Raw genomic sequence first — 14,552 nt, forward strand, 5'->3', positions numbered from 1 at the left:
GCCCCACCGCGAGCCCCCGTAGCTCAGGGGATAGAGCACCGCCCTCCGGAGGCGGGTGCGCAGGTTCGAATCCTGCCGGGGGCACCCACCAGTGCTGACCGTTGGTCTCTCCGGGGCCTGACCGTTGGCCACCGGCACGACGCAGAAAGGCCCCGCGGGCCCCGACGACGGGTCCTGGCGGGGCCTTTCTGCTGTTTTCAGGGTGCCACTGTGCTCGCCGTCTGGGGGGACGTCGCACCGTCCGGACCACGCGCGTCGTCGGCCAGGTGCTGGCCCTCCTCGTCGCAGCCGCGGACGCCATCCGTCACGGGGGTCGGCGATCGTGCCGGGTGGTGACACGATCGCCGCGGTCCTGGTCTGCTGGCGTGCCCGATCCGCGACCGGCCACCGAGGTCGACGCCGCGCGGGTCCGCGCCGCTGTGGCAGGCGTACGGACGGCGCAGGAGACGCTGGAGACGGCCGTCGCCCAGGCGCTGAAGAACGGCGCCTCGGTGCGGTCGGTCGCCGAGCTGGGGCTGTCGGCGAACACGGTGCAGAAGTACGGGCGGGCTCACGGCTGGCCCACCGAGGAGAACCGCGAACGGTTCTACGAGTCCCGCTACGACCGCGAGGAGCGGGAGGACCTCGGCGATTCGCAGCCGGCATAGGGCGGTCTCACCTGCAGCGGACGTCGTGCCGGTGAGACCTGACCTGTGATGCTCGTTGGTGAACGTCACTGGCTGGCAGCGACGCTACGCGCCTTCCGGAATCCCCACGGTGATCTCGGCAGACGGTGACACGTTCGACGCGCGAGTTCCCGAACCCGCGTACGTTGCCCCTCGGACGTCGGGATGACCGAGCGTCGACCGTGCGTCGGGCAGCGGCGTACCCGAGCGGGCCCGCAGGGTCCGCGACCGAGGTCGCCGGCCCCGGGTGCCAGCAGAACCGGAGGCCCCGCCGTGGCCGACACCGAGAACCCGCGACCAGCCGACCCCACCGAGGCGCTCGAGCGCCTGGGCAGACTGTCCCTGCGCGAGCTGTCGATGGACAGCCTGCTGCAGACGGTCGCCGACGTGACCAAGACCGTGATGCCCGGCAACCCCGAGGCCTCGGTGTTGCTGCTGGTCGAGGACCGACCGACCACGGTGGTCTCCACCGGCGAGCTCGCCACCGACCTGGACGAGACCCAGTACGAGCGGGGGCACGGCCCCTGTCTGCACGCGGCCCGCACCGGCGAACTGACCGAGATCCCCGACACCCGAGCCGATGACAGGTGGCCCGACTACACGCCGCGCGCCGTCGAGCACGGCAACCTCAGCTCCCTGTCCGTCCCGCTGGCCATCGACCAGGATGCGCAGGTCACCGGCGCGCTGAAGGTCTACGCCCGCCGCGCCGACGCCTTCGACGAGGCAACCCGGTCGGTGGCCACCCGGTTCGCCCCGTACGCCGCGGTCGCCGCCGGCAACCTGTACGCCTACCGGTCCGCCCGGAACACGGCGGACAACCTGCAGGCCGCGCTGGAGTCACGAGCGGTCATCGACCAGGCCAAGGGCATCCTGATCGAGCGCTACAAGGTGACCGCCGACCAGGCCTTCCAGCTGCTGGCGCGGGTCTCGATGACGACCAACCGGAAGCTGCGCGACATCGCCGACGACCTGGTCCGGACCGGCGAGCTCCGCCTCCCGTAGCCGCCGCCCTCTGCTCTGCCCGGGAGGACCCGACGCCGGTAGGAGCTCCGCCGTCTCAGCTGGTCAGCAGGCCGCCCTCGACCGGCAGGGTCGTCCCGGTGACGTAGCCGCCGGCGTCGCTGACCAGGAACACCAGCGCCGCGGCGAGCTCGTCGGGGTCTCCCTTGCGGCCGACGAGCACGCGGGACAGTTGGCTGTCGATGTAGCCCTCCGGGTACTGGTCGGTCATCTCCGACTCGAAGAAGCCGGGGGCCAGGGCGTTGACCCGGATGCCCTTGCGGCCGGTCCACTGCTGGGCGAGGTCACGGGTCAGGCCGATCAGGCCGGCCTTGCTCGCCGCGTACGCCGCCTGTGGCAGGCCCGCCGTCGTCAGCCCCAGGATGCTGGAGACGTTCACGATGGAGCTGCCCGGCTGCATGACCCGCGCGCAGGCCTGGGCCATCCAGTAGCAGCCGTTGAGGTTCACGTCGATGACCGACCGGAACTGCTCGGGCGTCTCGCGGGTGGCCGGGACCGCGGTGCCGACGCCGGCGTTGTTCACCAGCACGTCGACCCTCCCGAACTCCGCCATCGCGGCGTCCACCAGGCCCTGGCAGTCCTCGGGACGGGAGACGTCGGTGCGCACGGTGATCGCCCGCCGGCCGGCCGCCACCACCGCCTCCCGGGTGCCGGCCAGCCGGTCCTCCCGCCGGGCCCCGAGGGCGACGTCGCAGCCGGCCTCGGCGAGGGCCCGGGCGAAGACCGCGCCCAGCCCGGAGGACGCTCCCGTCACGATCGCCACCCGACCGTCCAGCCGGAACATGTCGAGGATCGTCCTGCCGCTCACGTGCGCTCCTGTCGTCGATGTCGGTCCGGTCGCGAGCCTGTCGTCCGGTGGGCCGGAGCGCCACCTCGGCACCGGTGTGGGGTAGATCACCCTCAGGTCGGGTAGGGGTCCCTCCTCTGGCCGAGCCGCCGGCCCCAGCAGAGGGAGTGCGCCGTGACCAACCTCGCGCAGCACCTGCTCGACACCGCCTCGGCGCACGGTGATCGGCCGGCGCTCCGCATGGACGACGCCGTCCTGACCCACGGGCAGTTCCGCGAGGACGCCGCCGCGGTCGCCGCCGGGCTGCGCGCCCGCGGGGTGACGCCGGGCGACCGGGTCGGGATGGTGCTCCCCAACGTGCTCAGCTTCCCGGTCGTCTTCTACGGGGCACTCCTGGCCGGGGCCGCCGTCGTCCCCATGAACCCGCTGCTCAAGGCGCGGGAGGTCGAGTACTACCTCCGCGACTCCGGCGCCCGCCTGGTCGTGGCGCTGGACGCCGTCGCCGACGCCGCGGTCGAGGCGGCCGGCGTCGTGGGCGTGGACGCGCTGACCGTCGGGCCGGCCGGAGTCGGGGACGCGCTGCGCGGCACCCCCGACGGGGGCGTCGTCGACCGGGCCGACGAGGACGCGGCGGTGATCCTCTACACCTCGGGGACCACCGGCCCGCCCAAGGGCGCCGAGCTCACCCACGCCAACCTGCGCGGCAACGCCCGGACGACGCAGGAGACGCTGCTGGAGGCCACCCCGGACGACGTCGTCATGGGCTGCCTGCCGCTGTTCCACGTCTTCGGGCTGACCTGCGCGCTGAACGCCGCGGTCCTGGCCGGGTCGTGCCTGACCCTGCTGCCGCGGTTCGACGGCGCGCGGGCGCTGGAGATCATCGAGCGGGACCGGGTGACGGTGTTCGAGGGCGTGCCGACGATGTTCTCGGCGATGCTGCACTCCCCCGACCGCGACCGCGCCGACGTCTCCAGCCTGCGGCTGTGCATCTCCGGCGGCTCGGCGATGCCGGTGGAGGTGATGCGCAGCTTCGAGGAGACCTTCGGCTGCATCGTGCTCGAGGGCTACGGGCTGTCGGAGACCTCCCCCGTCGCCTCGTTCAACCACCCGCACGCGGAGCGCAAGCCCGGCACGATCGGCACGCCGATCCGCGGCGTGGAGATGCGCCTGGTCGACGACGAGGGCCGCGACGTCCGCGAGGGTGACGTCGGCGAGATCGCGATCCGCGGCGAGAACGTCATGAAGGGCTACTGGCGCAAGCCCGAGGAGACGGCGAAGGCCATCCCCGACGGGTGGTTCCGCACCGGCGACCTCGCCCGCCGGGACGGCGACGGCTACTACGCCATCGTCGACCGCAAGAAGGAGATGATCATCCGCGGCGGCTACAACGTGTACCCGCGGGAGATCGAGGAGGCGCTCTACGAGCACCCGGCGGTCGCCGAGGCCGCCTGCGTCGGCGTCCCCCACCCCGAGCTCGGCGAGGAGGTCGCCGCCGCCGTCGCGCTCAAGCCCGGTGCGCAGGCCGACTCCGCCGAGCTGCAGGCCTGGGTGAAGGAGCGCGTCGCCGCCTACAAGTACCCGCGGCACCTCTGGCTGGTCGACGCCCTCCCCAAGGGGCCGACCGGCAAGATCCTGCGCCGCGCCGTCGAGATCCCCACGGAGGTCACCCAGTGACGACGCAGCACCTGGACACCAGCCACCTGGGCGAGGCCCTGGGCACCGACTTCTTCTCGGTGCGCGAGCAGTTCACCGACGAGATGTGGGAGAAGTTCATCGCCGTCCGCCGGTTCGTCGACCGCGAGGTGCTGCCGGTCGCCGGGGAGTACTGGGAGCGGGCCGAGGTGCCGTGGCCGCTGATCCGCCGGCTGCCGGAGCTGGGCATCGTCGGGGGCAGCATCAAGGGCTACGGGTCGGCGGAGCTGAGCCCGATGACCGCTGGGCTGGTGCAGATGGAGCTGCACCGGGGCGACGGCAGCCTGGGCACCTTCCTCGGCGTGCACGCCGGGCTGGCCATGCAGTCGATCGACATGTGCGGCTCGGAGGAGCAGAAGGCCCGCTGGCTGCCGCAGATGGCGACGCTGGACAAGCTGGGCGCCTTCGCGCTGACCGAGCCGCACCACGGGTCGGACTCCGTCGCGCTCGAGACCACCGCGCGGCGCGAGGGCGACACGTGGGTGCTCGACGGCTCCAAGCGCTGGATCGGCAACGGCAGCATGGCCGACCTCGTGATCGTGTGGGCGCGAGACGAGGCCGACGGCAAGGTCAAGGGCTTCATCGTCGAGACGCCGGCGGAGGGCTACGAGGCGACGGTCATCACCGGGAAGCTGTCGCTGCGCTCGGTGTGGCAGGCCGAGATCGAACTGCGGGGCGTGCGCGTGCCCGAGGCCAATCGGCTGCAGGAGGCGCACAGCTTCGCCGACACCGGGCGGGTGCTGGCCACCACCCGCGGCGCCTGTGCGTGGATGGCCCTCGGGCACGCCACCGCCGGGTACGAGACGGCGCTGGCCTACGCGCGGGAACGGGAGCAGTTCGGCAAGCCGCTGGTCAGCTTCCAGATCGTGCAGGAGCGGCTGGTGAAGATGCTCGCCGCGCTCACCGGGATGCAGCTGTACTGCATGCAGATCGGCCGGCTGGCCGAGGCCGGGCGGCTGTCCCCCACGGTCGCCGGGCTGGCGAAGATGCACAACACGAGCACGGCCCGGGAGATCCTCGCCGCGGCCCGCGACATGCTCGGCGGCAACGGGATCCTGCTGCAGAACCACGTCATCCGGCACATGGCCGACATCGAGGCCATCCACACGTTCGAGGGCACCGAGACGGTGCAGACGCTCATCGTCGGCCGCGACATCACCGGGGTCGGCGCCTTCACCTGAGCCGACCGCCGTCCGAGGAGTCCGAGGGAGGGACCGTGGCCGACGTCCGACCACCGCTGTGGCGGCAGGCCTTCGACGCCGCCGAGCGGCGCGTGACACCGCGCGCCGAGGAGTTCGTCCGCACGGACACCTACGCCATCGGCACGGCCCTGTTCCGCCGGGCCACCACGCTGGCGAGGGCCTCCGCCCGGGACGTGACCACCCGGGCGTGGCACCTGCTCAACCTCCCCGCCGGCACCGACGTCAGCCGGCTGAACGCCCAGGTCGGCGCGCTGGACCGGGAGGTCCGCCGGCTCACCCTGGCGCTGGAGGCAGAGCGCCGCCGCAGCGCCCCGCAGATCCCGGAGGAGACCGATGCCGCCGCCCGTCCCCAGCCCGCAGACGGTCCTCGACCGCGTCCGGCGCGACGTCGAGCGCAACGCCCTCCGCGCCCGTAACGGGCTCAAGCTGGTCACCGGCGTCGACCGGCCCGGCGTCGGCCAGACCCCGAAGGACGTCGTCTGGCAGCGCGGCCGCACGCAGCTGTGGCACTACCGCAACGAGTCCGACACGTACGGCGGGGTCCGGCACTCCCCGCCGCTGCTCATCGTGTTCAGCCTGTTCAGCCGCAGCTACATCCTCGACCTGACGCCGGGCAACAGCTTCGTCGAGCAGCTGCTCACGGCCGGTTTCGACGTGTACCTGCTCGACTGGGGCGAGCCGGACCAGCGCGATGCCGCCAACACCCTCGAGGACTACGTCGACGACTACATCCCGGCCGGGGTGGACCGCGTCCTCGAGCTGTCCGGCGCCGACGAGGTCAACCTCGTCGGCTACTGCTTCGGCGGCGACCTGGCGCTGCTCTACGCCGCCCACCACCCCGAGGCGCCGCTGCGCAGCCTCACCGTGATGGCCACGCCCGTCGACTTCGAGCACATGGGCCCGCTGGTCGACCTGTTCCGCGTGGGCGGGCTCGAGGTCTCCTCGGTGCTCGACGCCGACGGCAACGTGCCGCCGCGGATCGTCGTCCAGGGGTTCCGCTCGCTGACCCCGACCGCGGAGGTGACCCGCTACGTGACCCTGTGGGAACGGCTCTGGAACGACCAGTACGTCGCCAGCTACCAGGCCATGACCGGCTGGTCGGACGACCACGTGCCCCTCCCGGGTGCCGCCGCGGAGGAGATGGTGCGGATGCTCGTGCGCGACAACGGGATGGTCACCGACCGGCTGACCGTGGGTGGCGACCGGGTGCACCTGTCCGACGTCCGGGTGCCCTTCCTGACCGTCCGGGCCGAGCGCGACCACATCGTCCCGGCCGCCGCGTCCGCGCCGTTGATCGACCTCGTCGGCTCCCCGGACAAGCACGAGCTGCCGCTCCCGGCGGGCCACATGGGCCTGGTCGTCGGCCGGACGGCGGCCCGGACGACCGTGCCGCAGATCATCGACTTCCTCCGCCGGCGCAGCGAGCCGCTGGAGACCGCGCGATGACCGACGTCGTCGAGCTGACCGACGCCCACTGCGACGCGCTCGTGCGCTTCTTCGCCGACCTGCCCGAGGGCGACCGCACGTTCATCCGCGACGACGTCACCGACGTCGACGTGGTGCGCGGCTGGGCCGCCGGCGGCACGCCCGGCGTCCGGCGGTGGGTCGCCGTGGACGGCGACGCGGCGGTGACGGGGTACGTGGCCGTGCTGCGGCTGCCCGGGTGGTCCGACCACGTCGGCGAGCTGCGGCTCGTGGTCTCACCGTGCGCGCGCGGCGCGGGCCTGGGTCGCGAGCTCGCCCGGCACGCGCTCGTGCAGGCGGTCGAGGACGGGCTCGCCAAGCTGGTCGTCGAGGTCGTCGCCGAGCAGGGCGCGGCCCTGGCGCTCTTCACCGACCTGGGCTTCACCGGCGAGGCGTTGCTGGTCGACCACATCCGCGACCGGGACGGGCAGCTGCGCGACCTGCTGGTGCTCGCCCACCACGTCCGCGACACCTGGTCGGGGATGGTCGCCGTCGGCCTGACCGAGACGCTCGGGGAGGACGCGCCCTGAGTGAGACATCCGGTCGCCGGGCCCGCGGGTGGCTGCCGGTCGCGGCCACGCTGTTCGCCATCGGCTGGGGCGCCAACCAGTTCGTGAGCCTGCTCGTCGCCTACCGCGAGCGCAGTGGCCTGACGGTGACCACCGTCGACGCGCTGGTCGGCGTGTACGCCCTCGGACTCATCCCGGCGCTGCTGGTGCTCGGGCCGGTGTCCGACCGGCACGGGCGTGCGCCGGTGCTCCGGGTGGCCGCGCTCGTCTCCCTGGCCGCCACGGTGGTCCTGCTGCTCGGCGGGCTGCCCGCCCTCTACCTGGGCCGGTTCCTCGCCGGGCTGGCCAGCGGCGCCGCCTTCGCCGCGGGCAGCGCCTGGGTGGAGGAGCTCTCCTCCACCCCGTGGGACCCCACCGCGCCGGAGGGGGCCGGCGCGCGCCGGGCGGCCATGTCGCTCACCGCCGGCTTCGGGCTCGGCCCCGTCGTCGCCGGCCTCGTGGCCCAGTGGGCGCCCGCACCGCTGGTGACGGCCTACCTGCCCCACCTCGTCGTCGCCCTGGCCGTGCTGGTGCCCCTGTGGCGGGCGCCGGAGACGGTCACCGACGCCGGGCCCGACACCGGGTCGCTGCGGTCGCGGCTGCGGGTGCGGTCGGCCGCCGACCCGCGGTTCCGGCGGGAGGTCGCGCCGGTGGCGCCGTGGGTGTTCGGCGTGGCCACGACCACCATCGCCGTCCTGCCGGGGCTGGTGCGCTCCTCGACCCCCGGCTGGACGGTGGCGTTCAACGCCGTCGTCGCCGGCGTCATCCTCGGCACCGGCGTCGCGGTCCAGCCGCGCGCCCGCCGGATGGCTGCCGTCGACCCCCGGCGGGCGACGGCGGTCGGCATGGGCGCGATCGTCGTCGGCCTGTCGTGCGCGGCGGGCGCGGCGGCGCTCGCGCAGCCGTTGCTCGTGCTCGTCACCGCCGTCGTCCTGGGCTGCGGATACGGCTTCTGCCTGGTCGCCGGGCTGCTGGCCACCCAGCGCATCGCGCCGCCACGCGAGCTCGCCGGGCTCACCGCCGTCTACTACGCCCTCACCTATCTCGGGTTCGCCGTCCCCGTCGTCCTCGCCACGCTGGCGGCGGTGGTGCCGTACGCGGTGCAGCTCGCCGGCCTGGCGGTCGCCGCGGCCGCCACGCTGGCCCTCACCCGGCGCTCCGGGCGGCCGCGGGCCGGCGACCGACCGTCCCCGGACCGTCCCGGCGCCGTCCCCTGACCGTCATCGGCCGGTCACCTCGACCCGTGACGCTTGGCGCACGCGGGTCCGCCCCGGGCCCCGAGCCCCGGAGGGCACCGTGCCGCCACCGTCCGTGCTGCCACCGACCTCGTCCCGCTGGCTGCGCGCCGGCGCGGTCCTCGCCGCCCAGCGGCTGCGGCCCCCCGTCGGCAGTGCACGGCGGCGGGCCGTCTGCGGGGCGGCCCGGCTGCTCGCCGGCCTGGGGCTGCGGGTCGACGTCCGGCCGCCGGCGGTGCCCTGGCCCCGTACCGGTCCCGGCCCCGGCGCCCTCCTGGTGACCAACTCGGTGTCGCCGCTGGACCCCCTGGTGCTGCTCACCGCCGTCCCCGGGGTCGTCATCGCCACGGCCGGTCCCCAGCGCGTCGCCGGGGTGCCCTGCCCCACCGTCCCGGCCACCGTGGCCGGCGTCCGCGCCGCCCTGGCCCGCGGGACGTCGGTCGTCATCCGGCCCGAGCAGCCGGCCGGCGGGCGGGCGGCGCTGGGCCGGTTCTCCCCCGAGCTGTTCGCCGCCGCCCTCGCCACCGGCGCCCCGGTGTGCCCGGTGGCGCTGCGCTACGGCGGGGACGGTGGCGCCCCGCCCCCGGCTCCCGGCGGCCGCACGCTGCTCGCGGCGCTGCGCTGGATCGGCGCCACGCGGGACGTCGTCGTGGCGGTCCGGCCGCTGCCGGCGCTCGGCTCGTCCGGTGCGACCGCCACCGAACTGGCGGCGCTGGCCGAGTACGCGGTGGCCGCCGTCCTCGAGGCGCCGCTGCCCGCCCGCCCGGGTGGCCTCGCTGCCGGGCCCCGCCCCGAGCCCGCGCGGCGTGTGGGGCAGCAAAGCCGCCCTACTCGGTGACCCGCCCGTCCTCGACGGCGATCCGGCGGGTGGTCGCGACCGCGTCGAGCATCCGCCGGTCGTGGGTCACCAGCAGCAGGGTGCCGTCGTAGCCGGCCAGCGCCTGCTCCAGCTGCTCGATCGCCGGCAAGTCGAGGTGGTTGGTCGGCTCGTCGAGCACCAGCACGTTCACGCCCCGGGCCTGCAGGAGCGCCAGCCCGGCGCGGGTCCGCTCCCCGGGCGAGAGCGTGTCGGCCGGACGCAGCACGTGCTCGGCGGTCAGCCCGAACTTGGCCAGCAGGGTGCGCACCTCGGCCGTCGGCCAGTCGGGCACCTCGGCCGAGAACGCGTCGAGCAGCGTCTCCGACCCGAGGAACGCCCCGCGCGCCTGGTCGATCTCACCGATCCGCACCGACGGCCCCAGGGCGGCCCGTCCTCCGTGCAGGGGCACCCGGCCCAGCAGGGCGGCCAGCAGCGTGGACTTGCCCGAGCCGTTGGGCCCGGTGATCGCCACCCGGTCGCCCCAGTCGACCTGCAGGTCCACCGGTCCCAGGGTGAACGCGCCGCGCCGCACGACCGCCCCCGACAGCGTGGCGACGACCGCGCCCGCCCGCGGTGCGGCGGCGATCTCCATCCGCAGCTCCCACTCCTTGCGGGGCTCCTCAACCACCTCGAGCCGCTCGATGCGGCGCTCGGTCTGTCGCGCCTTGGCCGCCTGCTTCTCTGCCGTCGCCCGCTGGTGCGCCCGGATGTTCTTGTCCGGGTCGCCCTTGCGCACCGAGTTGCGCACGCCCTTCGCCATCCAGTTGCGCTGCATGCGCGCCCGGCCCTCGAGCCCGGCCTTCGTGTCGGCGTACTCCTCGAACTCCTCGCGCGCGTGCCGGCGGGCCACCTCCCGCTCGACGAGGTAGGCCTCGTAGCCGCCGTCGTGGACCCGCACCAGCTGCTGGGCGAGGTCGAGCTCGACCACCCGCGTGACGGTGCGGGCGAGGAACTCCCGGTCGTGGCTGACCACCACGATCCCGCCTCGGGCGGAGGTGACGAAGCGCTCCAGCTGCTCCAGCCCCGCCAGGTCCAGGTCGTTGGTCGGCTCGTCGAGCAGCAGGACGTCGTAGCGCGACAGGAGCAGACCGGCCAGCCCCACCCGGGCGGCCTGCCCGCCGGAGAGGCCGGCCACCGGGGCTCCCAGTGACACCCCCGGCGCCACCTCGGTGACGACCTGCTCGGCGCGCTCGTCGAGATCCGCGCCGCCGAGCGCCAGCCAGCGCTCCAGCGCCTCGGCGTAAGCGTCCCCGGCGCCGTCGCCACCGGCGGTGAGAGCCTCGGTGGCGGCGTCGAGGGCGGCCTGCGCGGCGCCCACGCCGGTGCGGCGGGCCAGCGCGGCGCGCACCGTCTCCCCCGGCCGGCGCTCGTGCTCCTGGGGCAGGTACCCGAGGGTGGCCGTCGGCGGGCTGACCGTCACGCTGCCGGACTCGGCCGGCAGCTCACCGGCGAGCGTGCGCAGCAGCGTCGACTTCCCCGCGCCGTTGACGCCGACGAGACCGACCACGTCCCCCGGCGCGACGACGAGGTCGAGGTCGCTGAACAGGACACGGGCACCGTGGCCGGCGGCCAGCCCGCGGGCGACGAGGGTGGCACTCACACCGCCCACCCTCTCACCGCACCTCAGCGCCCCTCGTCGTCCTCCCGGCCGCCGCCCAGGACGTCGTCGGCCATCTCGTCGAGCATCGCCTCGAAGGAGCTGTCCTCCTCCCCCGGCGGGCGGCGGCGGACCAGCCACGGCTGCAGCTCCTCGTACCCGCGCACCGAGACCCGGCGCAGCGGGCGCACCCGGTACTGGGGCAGCCCTCGCAGCTGCCCCGCCAGCTCCCGGTCGACCAGCAGTGTCTCGGGGCGGGCGATGGAGGTCAGCCGGCTGGCCAGGTTGACCACCGGCGAGTAGACGTCGCCGAGGTGGGTGAGCACCGTCCCGTGGGCCGCGCCCACCCGCAACGGCGGCCGGTCCTCCGCCCGCCAGACCCGGGGCAGCTCCAGCCCGATCTCCACCGCGTCGACGGCCGAGGAGGCGGTGTAGAGGACGCCGTCCCCGACGCTCTTCACCACCCGGCCGTGGGAGCGCGCGATCACCTCGGCCGCCGTGGCCTCGAAGTCCTCGACCATCTCGCCGAGCTCGCGCGCGCTCATGCCCTGGCTGCGGGAGGTGTAGCCGACCAGGTCGGCGAAGCCGACGGAGAGTTCACGCCGGTCCCCCGCGCCGGCGGCAGCCAGCAGCCGCTCGGCGTTGGCCGCCAGGTGTCGCCGCCACACGTAGTCCTGCACCGCCCGCAACAGGGGCAGCAGTCGCCGGGTGCTCTCCGCGGCACGCTCCCAGGCGACCACCCCCGGCTGGTCGGCGTCGCGGGTCAGCGCCTCGGCGAGCATGTCGGTCTGCCAGTCGGCCAGCCGGGCCAGTGACTGCGCCATGGCCCGCGCGATGGAGGCCTCGGTGCCCTCGTCGACGAAGCCCGCGTCGATCAGCGACGACAGCAGTCCCAGGGCCTGGACGTCGGCGTCGGTGAAGACGAGGTCGTCGTCGGCCGCGTCGGGGAAGCCCAGCGCTCGCCACAGCCGCTGGGTGCGGTGGGCCGACATGCCGGCCTGCTCCGCCACCTGCAGCCGGGTGTAGCGACGCGGCCCGCCGAGCAGCAGCCGTTCCATCGCCTCGCGGGCGTCGGGTGCGCCCGGAGCGACGTCGTCGGGGCCGGTCTCGGGCAGGGCTCAGCCCGTGGTGTGGACGACCAGCACGTCGACGTCGGACCGGCGGGTCACGTCGGAGGGGACCGACCCCAGCAGCCGGCCCTTGATGCTGTTGAGTCCCCGGTTGCCGATGACGAGCAGGTCGGCCTGCTCCCGCTTGACGACGTCGAGGAGGGCCTCGACCGGAGAGCCGACGACGGCGATCGGGTGGACGTCGGTCGCCCCGCCGGCGCGGGCCCGCTCCGCGGCGGTGCGCACGGTGTCCTCGGCGGGGCGCGAACCGATGACCTGGTAGGCGTCGTCGCCGAGCACCTCCTGTGCGCGGCGGACCTCACGGTCGTCGGCGCGCGGCGGCAGGTAGGCGCAGACGATGACCAGGCGAGCGGCGCAGGCCCCGGCGAGCGCGCCGGCCCGGCGCACCGCCCGCAGCGACGACTCCGACCCGTCGGTCCCGACGACCACCGTGCGATACGCGCTCACGGGCACGGAACCTACCTGCTCGGCACCGTCTCGGTGTGCGGAGGGTCACGACGGCGCCCGCGGGGCAGCGGCCCGCCACGCCCGGCGGGACTCCCGTCCCGTCGGCGGGGTGCGCTTGGATGGTCGTACCGTCGGCACCCGACACGAGGAGCGCGTCATCCCCACCGGTACCACCGCCCACCTCGAACCCGTGCGGGTCGAGGTCCGCGGACTCACCAAGGACTTCGGGCCCGTCCGTGCCGTCGACGACCTCACCTTCACCGTCGAACCCGCCTCCGTCACCGGCTTCCTCGGCCCCAACGGGGCCGGCAAGACGACGACGATGCGCATGGTGCTCGGCCTCGAGCGCCCGGACTCCGGGACGGCGACGTTCAACGGCGCCACCTACGCCTCCCTCGCCGCCCCGGTACGCACCGTGGGGGCGGTCCTCGAGACGGCCTTCCACCCGGCGCGCTCCGGCCGCAACCACCTGCGCGTGTACTGCCGCGCCGCCGGGCTGCCGGTCTCCCGGGCCGACGACGTGCTGGTCCAGGTCGGCCTGGCCGACGCGGGCGGGCGCCGGGCGGGCGGCTACTCCCTCGGCATGCGCCAGCGCCTGGCCCTGGCCACGGCGCTCCTGGGCGACCCGTCGGTGCTCGTCCTCGACGAGCCGGCCAACGGTCTGGACCCCGAGGGGATCCAGTGGCTGCGCGGCTTCATCCGCCACCTGGCCCACGACCAGGGCCGGACGGTCCTGGTCTCCAGCCACCTGCTGTCGGAGATGGAGCACACCGCCGACCGCGTGGTGATCGTCGGCGCCGGGCGCCTGGTCCGGGAGGGCTCGATCGCCGAGCTGCGCTCGGGCGCGCAGGGTGAGGGCGCGGTCCTCGTCCGCAGCCCCGAGACCACCCGGCTGGCCGAGGTCCTGGGCGCTGCCGGGCTCGGCGTGCGCCCCGGCGGCGACGGGCTGGTGACGGTCACCGGCTCGACGCCGGCCGACGTCGGCGCCCGCGCCTTCCAGGCCGGCATCGAACTGCACGAGCTGCGGGCGGAGTCCAGCGGGCTGGAGGAGCTGTACTTCCGGCTCACCGCCGGCCAGGAGCAGTACGCCGCCTCCACCACCGACACGACGACCACCGGCACGACGACGCAGGGAGCCGCACGATGACCGCCCTCGTCCGCGCCGAGTGGACCAAGCTGTTCACCACCCGCGTCTGGATCGGGCTGCTGCTCGGGGCCTGCGTGATGGTCGCCGGGTTCGCCGTGCTCTTCACCTCCTTCGCCGGCGACGCCCAGAGCGGCCTGCCGGGGGTGGGCACGGAGGCGTACGAGGAGCTCATCCTGGCCACCGCGGCCAACGTCACGGTGCTGTTCCTCATCCTCGGGATCATCGGGATGACCCAGGAGTACCGGCACCGCACCGCCACCCCGACGTTCCTCACCACCCCCCGCCGCGGTCGCGTCGTGATCGCGAAGCTGGTCGGCTACGCGCTGGCCGCGGTGCCGTTCGCGCTGGCCGTCCTGGCCGTCAACTACCTGGTCGTGCTCGTCTACGCCGGGGCCAAGGGCGCGGCGCCGTCCCTGACCGGGGACAACCTGCGGATCCTGGCCAGCAGCGGCCTGGCACTGGTCATCTACGCCGTCATCGGCGTCGGGCTGGGCGCCCTGCTACGCAACCAGGTGGGCGCGATCGTCGGCGGGCTGGTCTACCTGTTCGTCGTCGAGCCGATCATCCGGTCGATCCCCGCGACGGCACCGGCGTACAAGTGGCTGCCCGGCGGCGGGCTGGAGGCCATGACCGCGACCTTCCAGGGCCCCGACCTCCTCGAGCCCTGGCAGGGGGCCGTCCTGCTGCTCGGTTACGGTCTGGTCGCCGCCCTGTTGGGCACTCTGCTGGCCGTCCGGCGCGACGTCGCCTGAGCCCGCC

The 14,552-nt window shown here is 74.6% G+C and carries 15 protein-coding genes and 1 tRNA gene; 12 read left to right on the top strand and 4 right to left on the bottom strand.

Going from position 1 to position 14,552, the window contains the following annotated elements; translation table 11 throughout:
- Nucleotides 1-12 precede the first annotated feature (12 nt).
- From CRP39_RS20445 to CRP39_RS20455, 3 genes are all read left to right on the top strand, one after another.
- A tRNA-Arg gene (locus tag CRP39_RS20445) sits at nucleotides 13-84 on the top strand.
- Between the two features lie 281 nt (nucleotides 85-365).
- Complete coding sequence (locus CRP39_RS20450; RefSeq protein ID WP_097208239.1) at nucleotides 366-647, top strand: hypothetical protein; 282 nt, start codon at nucleotides 366-368, stop codon at nucleotides 645-647.
- 291 nt (nucleotides 648-938) lie between these two features.
- Nucleotides 939-1,667, top strand: a complete 729-nt coding sequence (locus CRP39_RS20455; protein WP_097208240.1) for a GAF and ANTAR domain-containing protein — start codon at nucleotides 939-941, stop codon at nucleotides 1,665-1,667.
- A 55-nt stretch (nucleotides 1,668-1,722) separates the two neighbouring features.
- Here the strand turns inward: CRP39_RS20455 and CRP39_RS20460 are convergent, their stop codons facing one another.
- A complete protein-coding gene (locus tag CRP39_RS20460) occupies nucleotides 1,723-2,493 on the bottom strand; it encodes an SDR family NAD(P)-dependent oxidoreductase (protein ID WP_216359838.1) in 771 nt (256 codons plus the stop codon).
- 153 nt (nucleotides 2,494-2,646) lie between these two features.
- On the opposite strand from CRP39_RS20460, the gene CRP39_RS20465 reads away from it, so the two are divergent.
- From CRP39_RS20465 to CRP39_RS20495, 7 genes are all read left to right on the top strand, one after another.
- Complete coding sequence (locus CRP39_RS20465; RefSeq protein WP_097208241.1) at nucleotides 2,647-4,146, top strand: long-chain-fatty-acid--CoA ligase; 1,500 nt, start codon at nucleotides 2,647-2,649, stop codon at nucleotides 4,144-4,146.
- Complete coding sequence (locus tag CRP39_RS20470; RefSeq protein WP_245853995.1) at nucleotides 4,143-5,345, top strand: acyl-CoA dehydrogenase family protein; 1,203 nt, start codon at nucleotides 4,143-4,145, stop codon at nucleotides 5,343-5,345. The genes CRP39_RS20465 and CRP39_RS20470 overlap by 4 nt, the downstream gene beginning before the upstream one ends.
- 35 nt (nucleotides 5,346-5,380) lie before the next feature.
- Entirely contained in the window at nucleotides 5,381-5,782 is a 402-nt protein-coding gene (locus CRP39_RS20475; protein ID WP_097208242.1) for a hypothetical protein, read from the top strand.
- Nucleotides 5,700-6,812, top strand: coding sequence for an alpha/beta fold hydrolase (locus CRP39_RS20480; protein ID WP_097208243.1), 1,113 nt, complete (start codon nucleotides 5,700-5,702; stop codon nucleotides 6,810-6,812). Before CRP39_RS20475 ends, CRP39_RS20480 begins: the two co-directional genes overlap by 83 nt.
- Complete coding sequence (locus CRP39_RS20485; protein WP_097208244.1) at nucleotides 6,809-7,360, top strand: GNAT family N-acetyltransferase; 552 nt, start codon at nucleotides 6,809-6,811, stop codon at nucleotides 7,358-7,360. Before CRP39_RS20480 ends, CRP39_RS20485 begins: the two co-directional genes overlap by 4 nt.
- Before the next feature lie 50 nt (nucleotides 7,361-7,410).
- Nucleotides 7,411-8,595 (top strand): MFS transporter, encoded by a 1,185-nt coding sequence (locus CRP39_RS20490; RefSeq protein WP_342744247.1) that lies wholly within the window; start codon nucleotides 7,411-7,413, stop codon nucleotides 8,593-8,595.
- A gap of 79 nt (nucleotides 8,596-8,674) precedes the next feature.
- Entirely contained in the window at nucleotides 8,675-9,451 is a 777-nt protein-coding gene (locus CRP39_RS20495; RefSeq protein WP_097208245.1) for a hypothetical protein, read from the top strand.
- Here the strand turns inward: CRP39_RS20495 and CRP39_RS20500 are convergent.
- From CRP39_RS20500 to CRP39_RS20510, 3 genes are read right to left on the bottom strand one after another with little or no spacing between them, the layout of a single operon-like run.
- Nucleotides 9,441-11,072 carry an ABC-F family ATP-binding cassette domain-containing protein gene (locus tag CRP39_RS20500; RefSeq protein WP_097208401.1) on the bottom strand — a complete coding sequence of 544 codons (1,632 nt, stop codon included), beginning with the start codon at nucleotides 11,070-11,072 and terminating at the stop codon, nucleotides 9,441-9,443. The two genes, CRP39_RS20495 and CRP39_RS20500, sit on opposite strands and share 11 nt — an antisense overlap.
- A 23-nt stretch (nucleotides 11,073-11,095) precedes the next feature.
- A complete protein-coding gene (locus CRP39_RS20505) occupies nucleotides 11,096-12,127 on the bottom strand; it encodes an adenylate/guanylate cyclase domain-containing protein (protein ID WP_097208246.1) in 1,032 nt (343 codons plus the stop codon).
- A 60-nt stretch (nucleotides 12,128-12,187) separates the two neighbouring features.
- A complete protein-coding gene (locus CRP39_RS20510; protein WP_097208402.1) occupies nucleotides 12,188-12,646 on the bottom strand; it encodes a universal stress protein in 459 nt (152 codons plus the stop codon).
- A gap of 190 nt (nucleotides 12,647-12,836) precedes the next feature.
- Here CRP39_RS20510 and CRP39_RS20515 point away from each other — a divergent pair, with 190 nt between their 5' ends.
- Complete coding sequence (locus CRP39_RS20515; protein ID WP_375791627.1) at nucleotides 12,837-13,793, top strand: ABC transporter ATP-binding protein; 957 nt, start codon at nucleotides 12,837-12,839, stop codon at nucleotides 13,791-13,793.
- Nucleotides 13,790-14,545, top strand: coding sequence for an ABC transporter permease (locus CRP39_RS20520; RefSeq protein WP_097208247.1), 756 nt, complete (start codon nucleotides 13,790-13,792; stop codon nucleotides 14,543-14,545). Before CRP39_RS20515 ends, CRP39_RS20520 begins: the two co-directional genes overlap by 4 nt.
- The last annotated feature ends 7 nt before the right edge of the window (nucleotides 14,546-14,552 follow it).

The organism is Geodermatophilus sabuli, from assembly GCF_900215145.1.
Lineage (GTDB): Bacteria > Actinomycetota > Actinomycetes > Mycobacteriales > Geodermatophilaceae > Geodermatophilus > Geodermatophilus sabuli.

What these genes read in the sequence shown, in the direction of transcription:
- CRP39_RS20505 (WP_097208246.1), bottom strand. Translation starts at nt 12,127, where the DNA reads ATGGAACGGCTGCTGCTCGGCGGGCCGCGTCGCTACACCCGGCTGCAG.
- CRP39_RS20520 (WP_097208247.1), top strand. Translation starts at nt 13,790, where the DNA reads ATGACCGCCCTCGTCCGCGCCGAGTGGACCAAGCTGTTCACCACCCGC.
- CRP39_RS20480 (WP_097208243.1), top strand. Translation starts at nt 5,700, where the DNA reads ATGCCGCCGCCCGTCCCCAGCCCGCAGACGGTCCTCGACCGCGTCCGG.
- CRP39_RS20485 (WP_097208244.1), top strand. Translation starts at nt 6,809, where the DNA reads ATGACCGACGTCGTCGAGCTGACCGACGCCCACTGCGACGCGCTCGTG.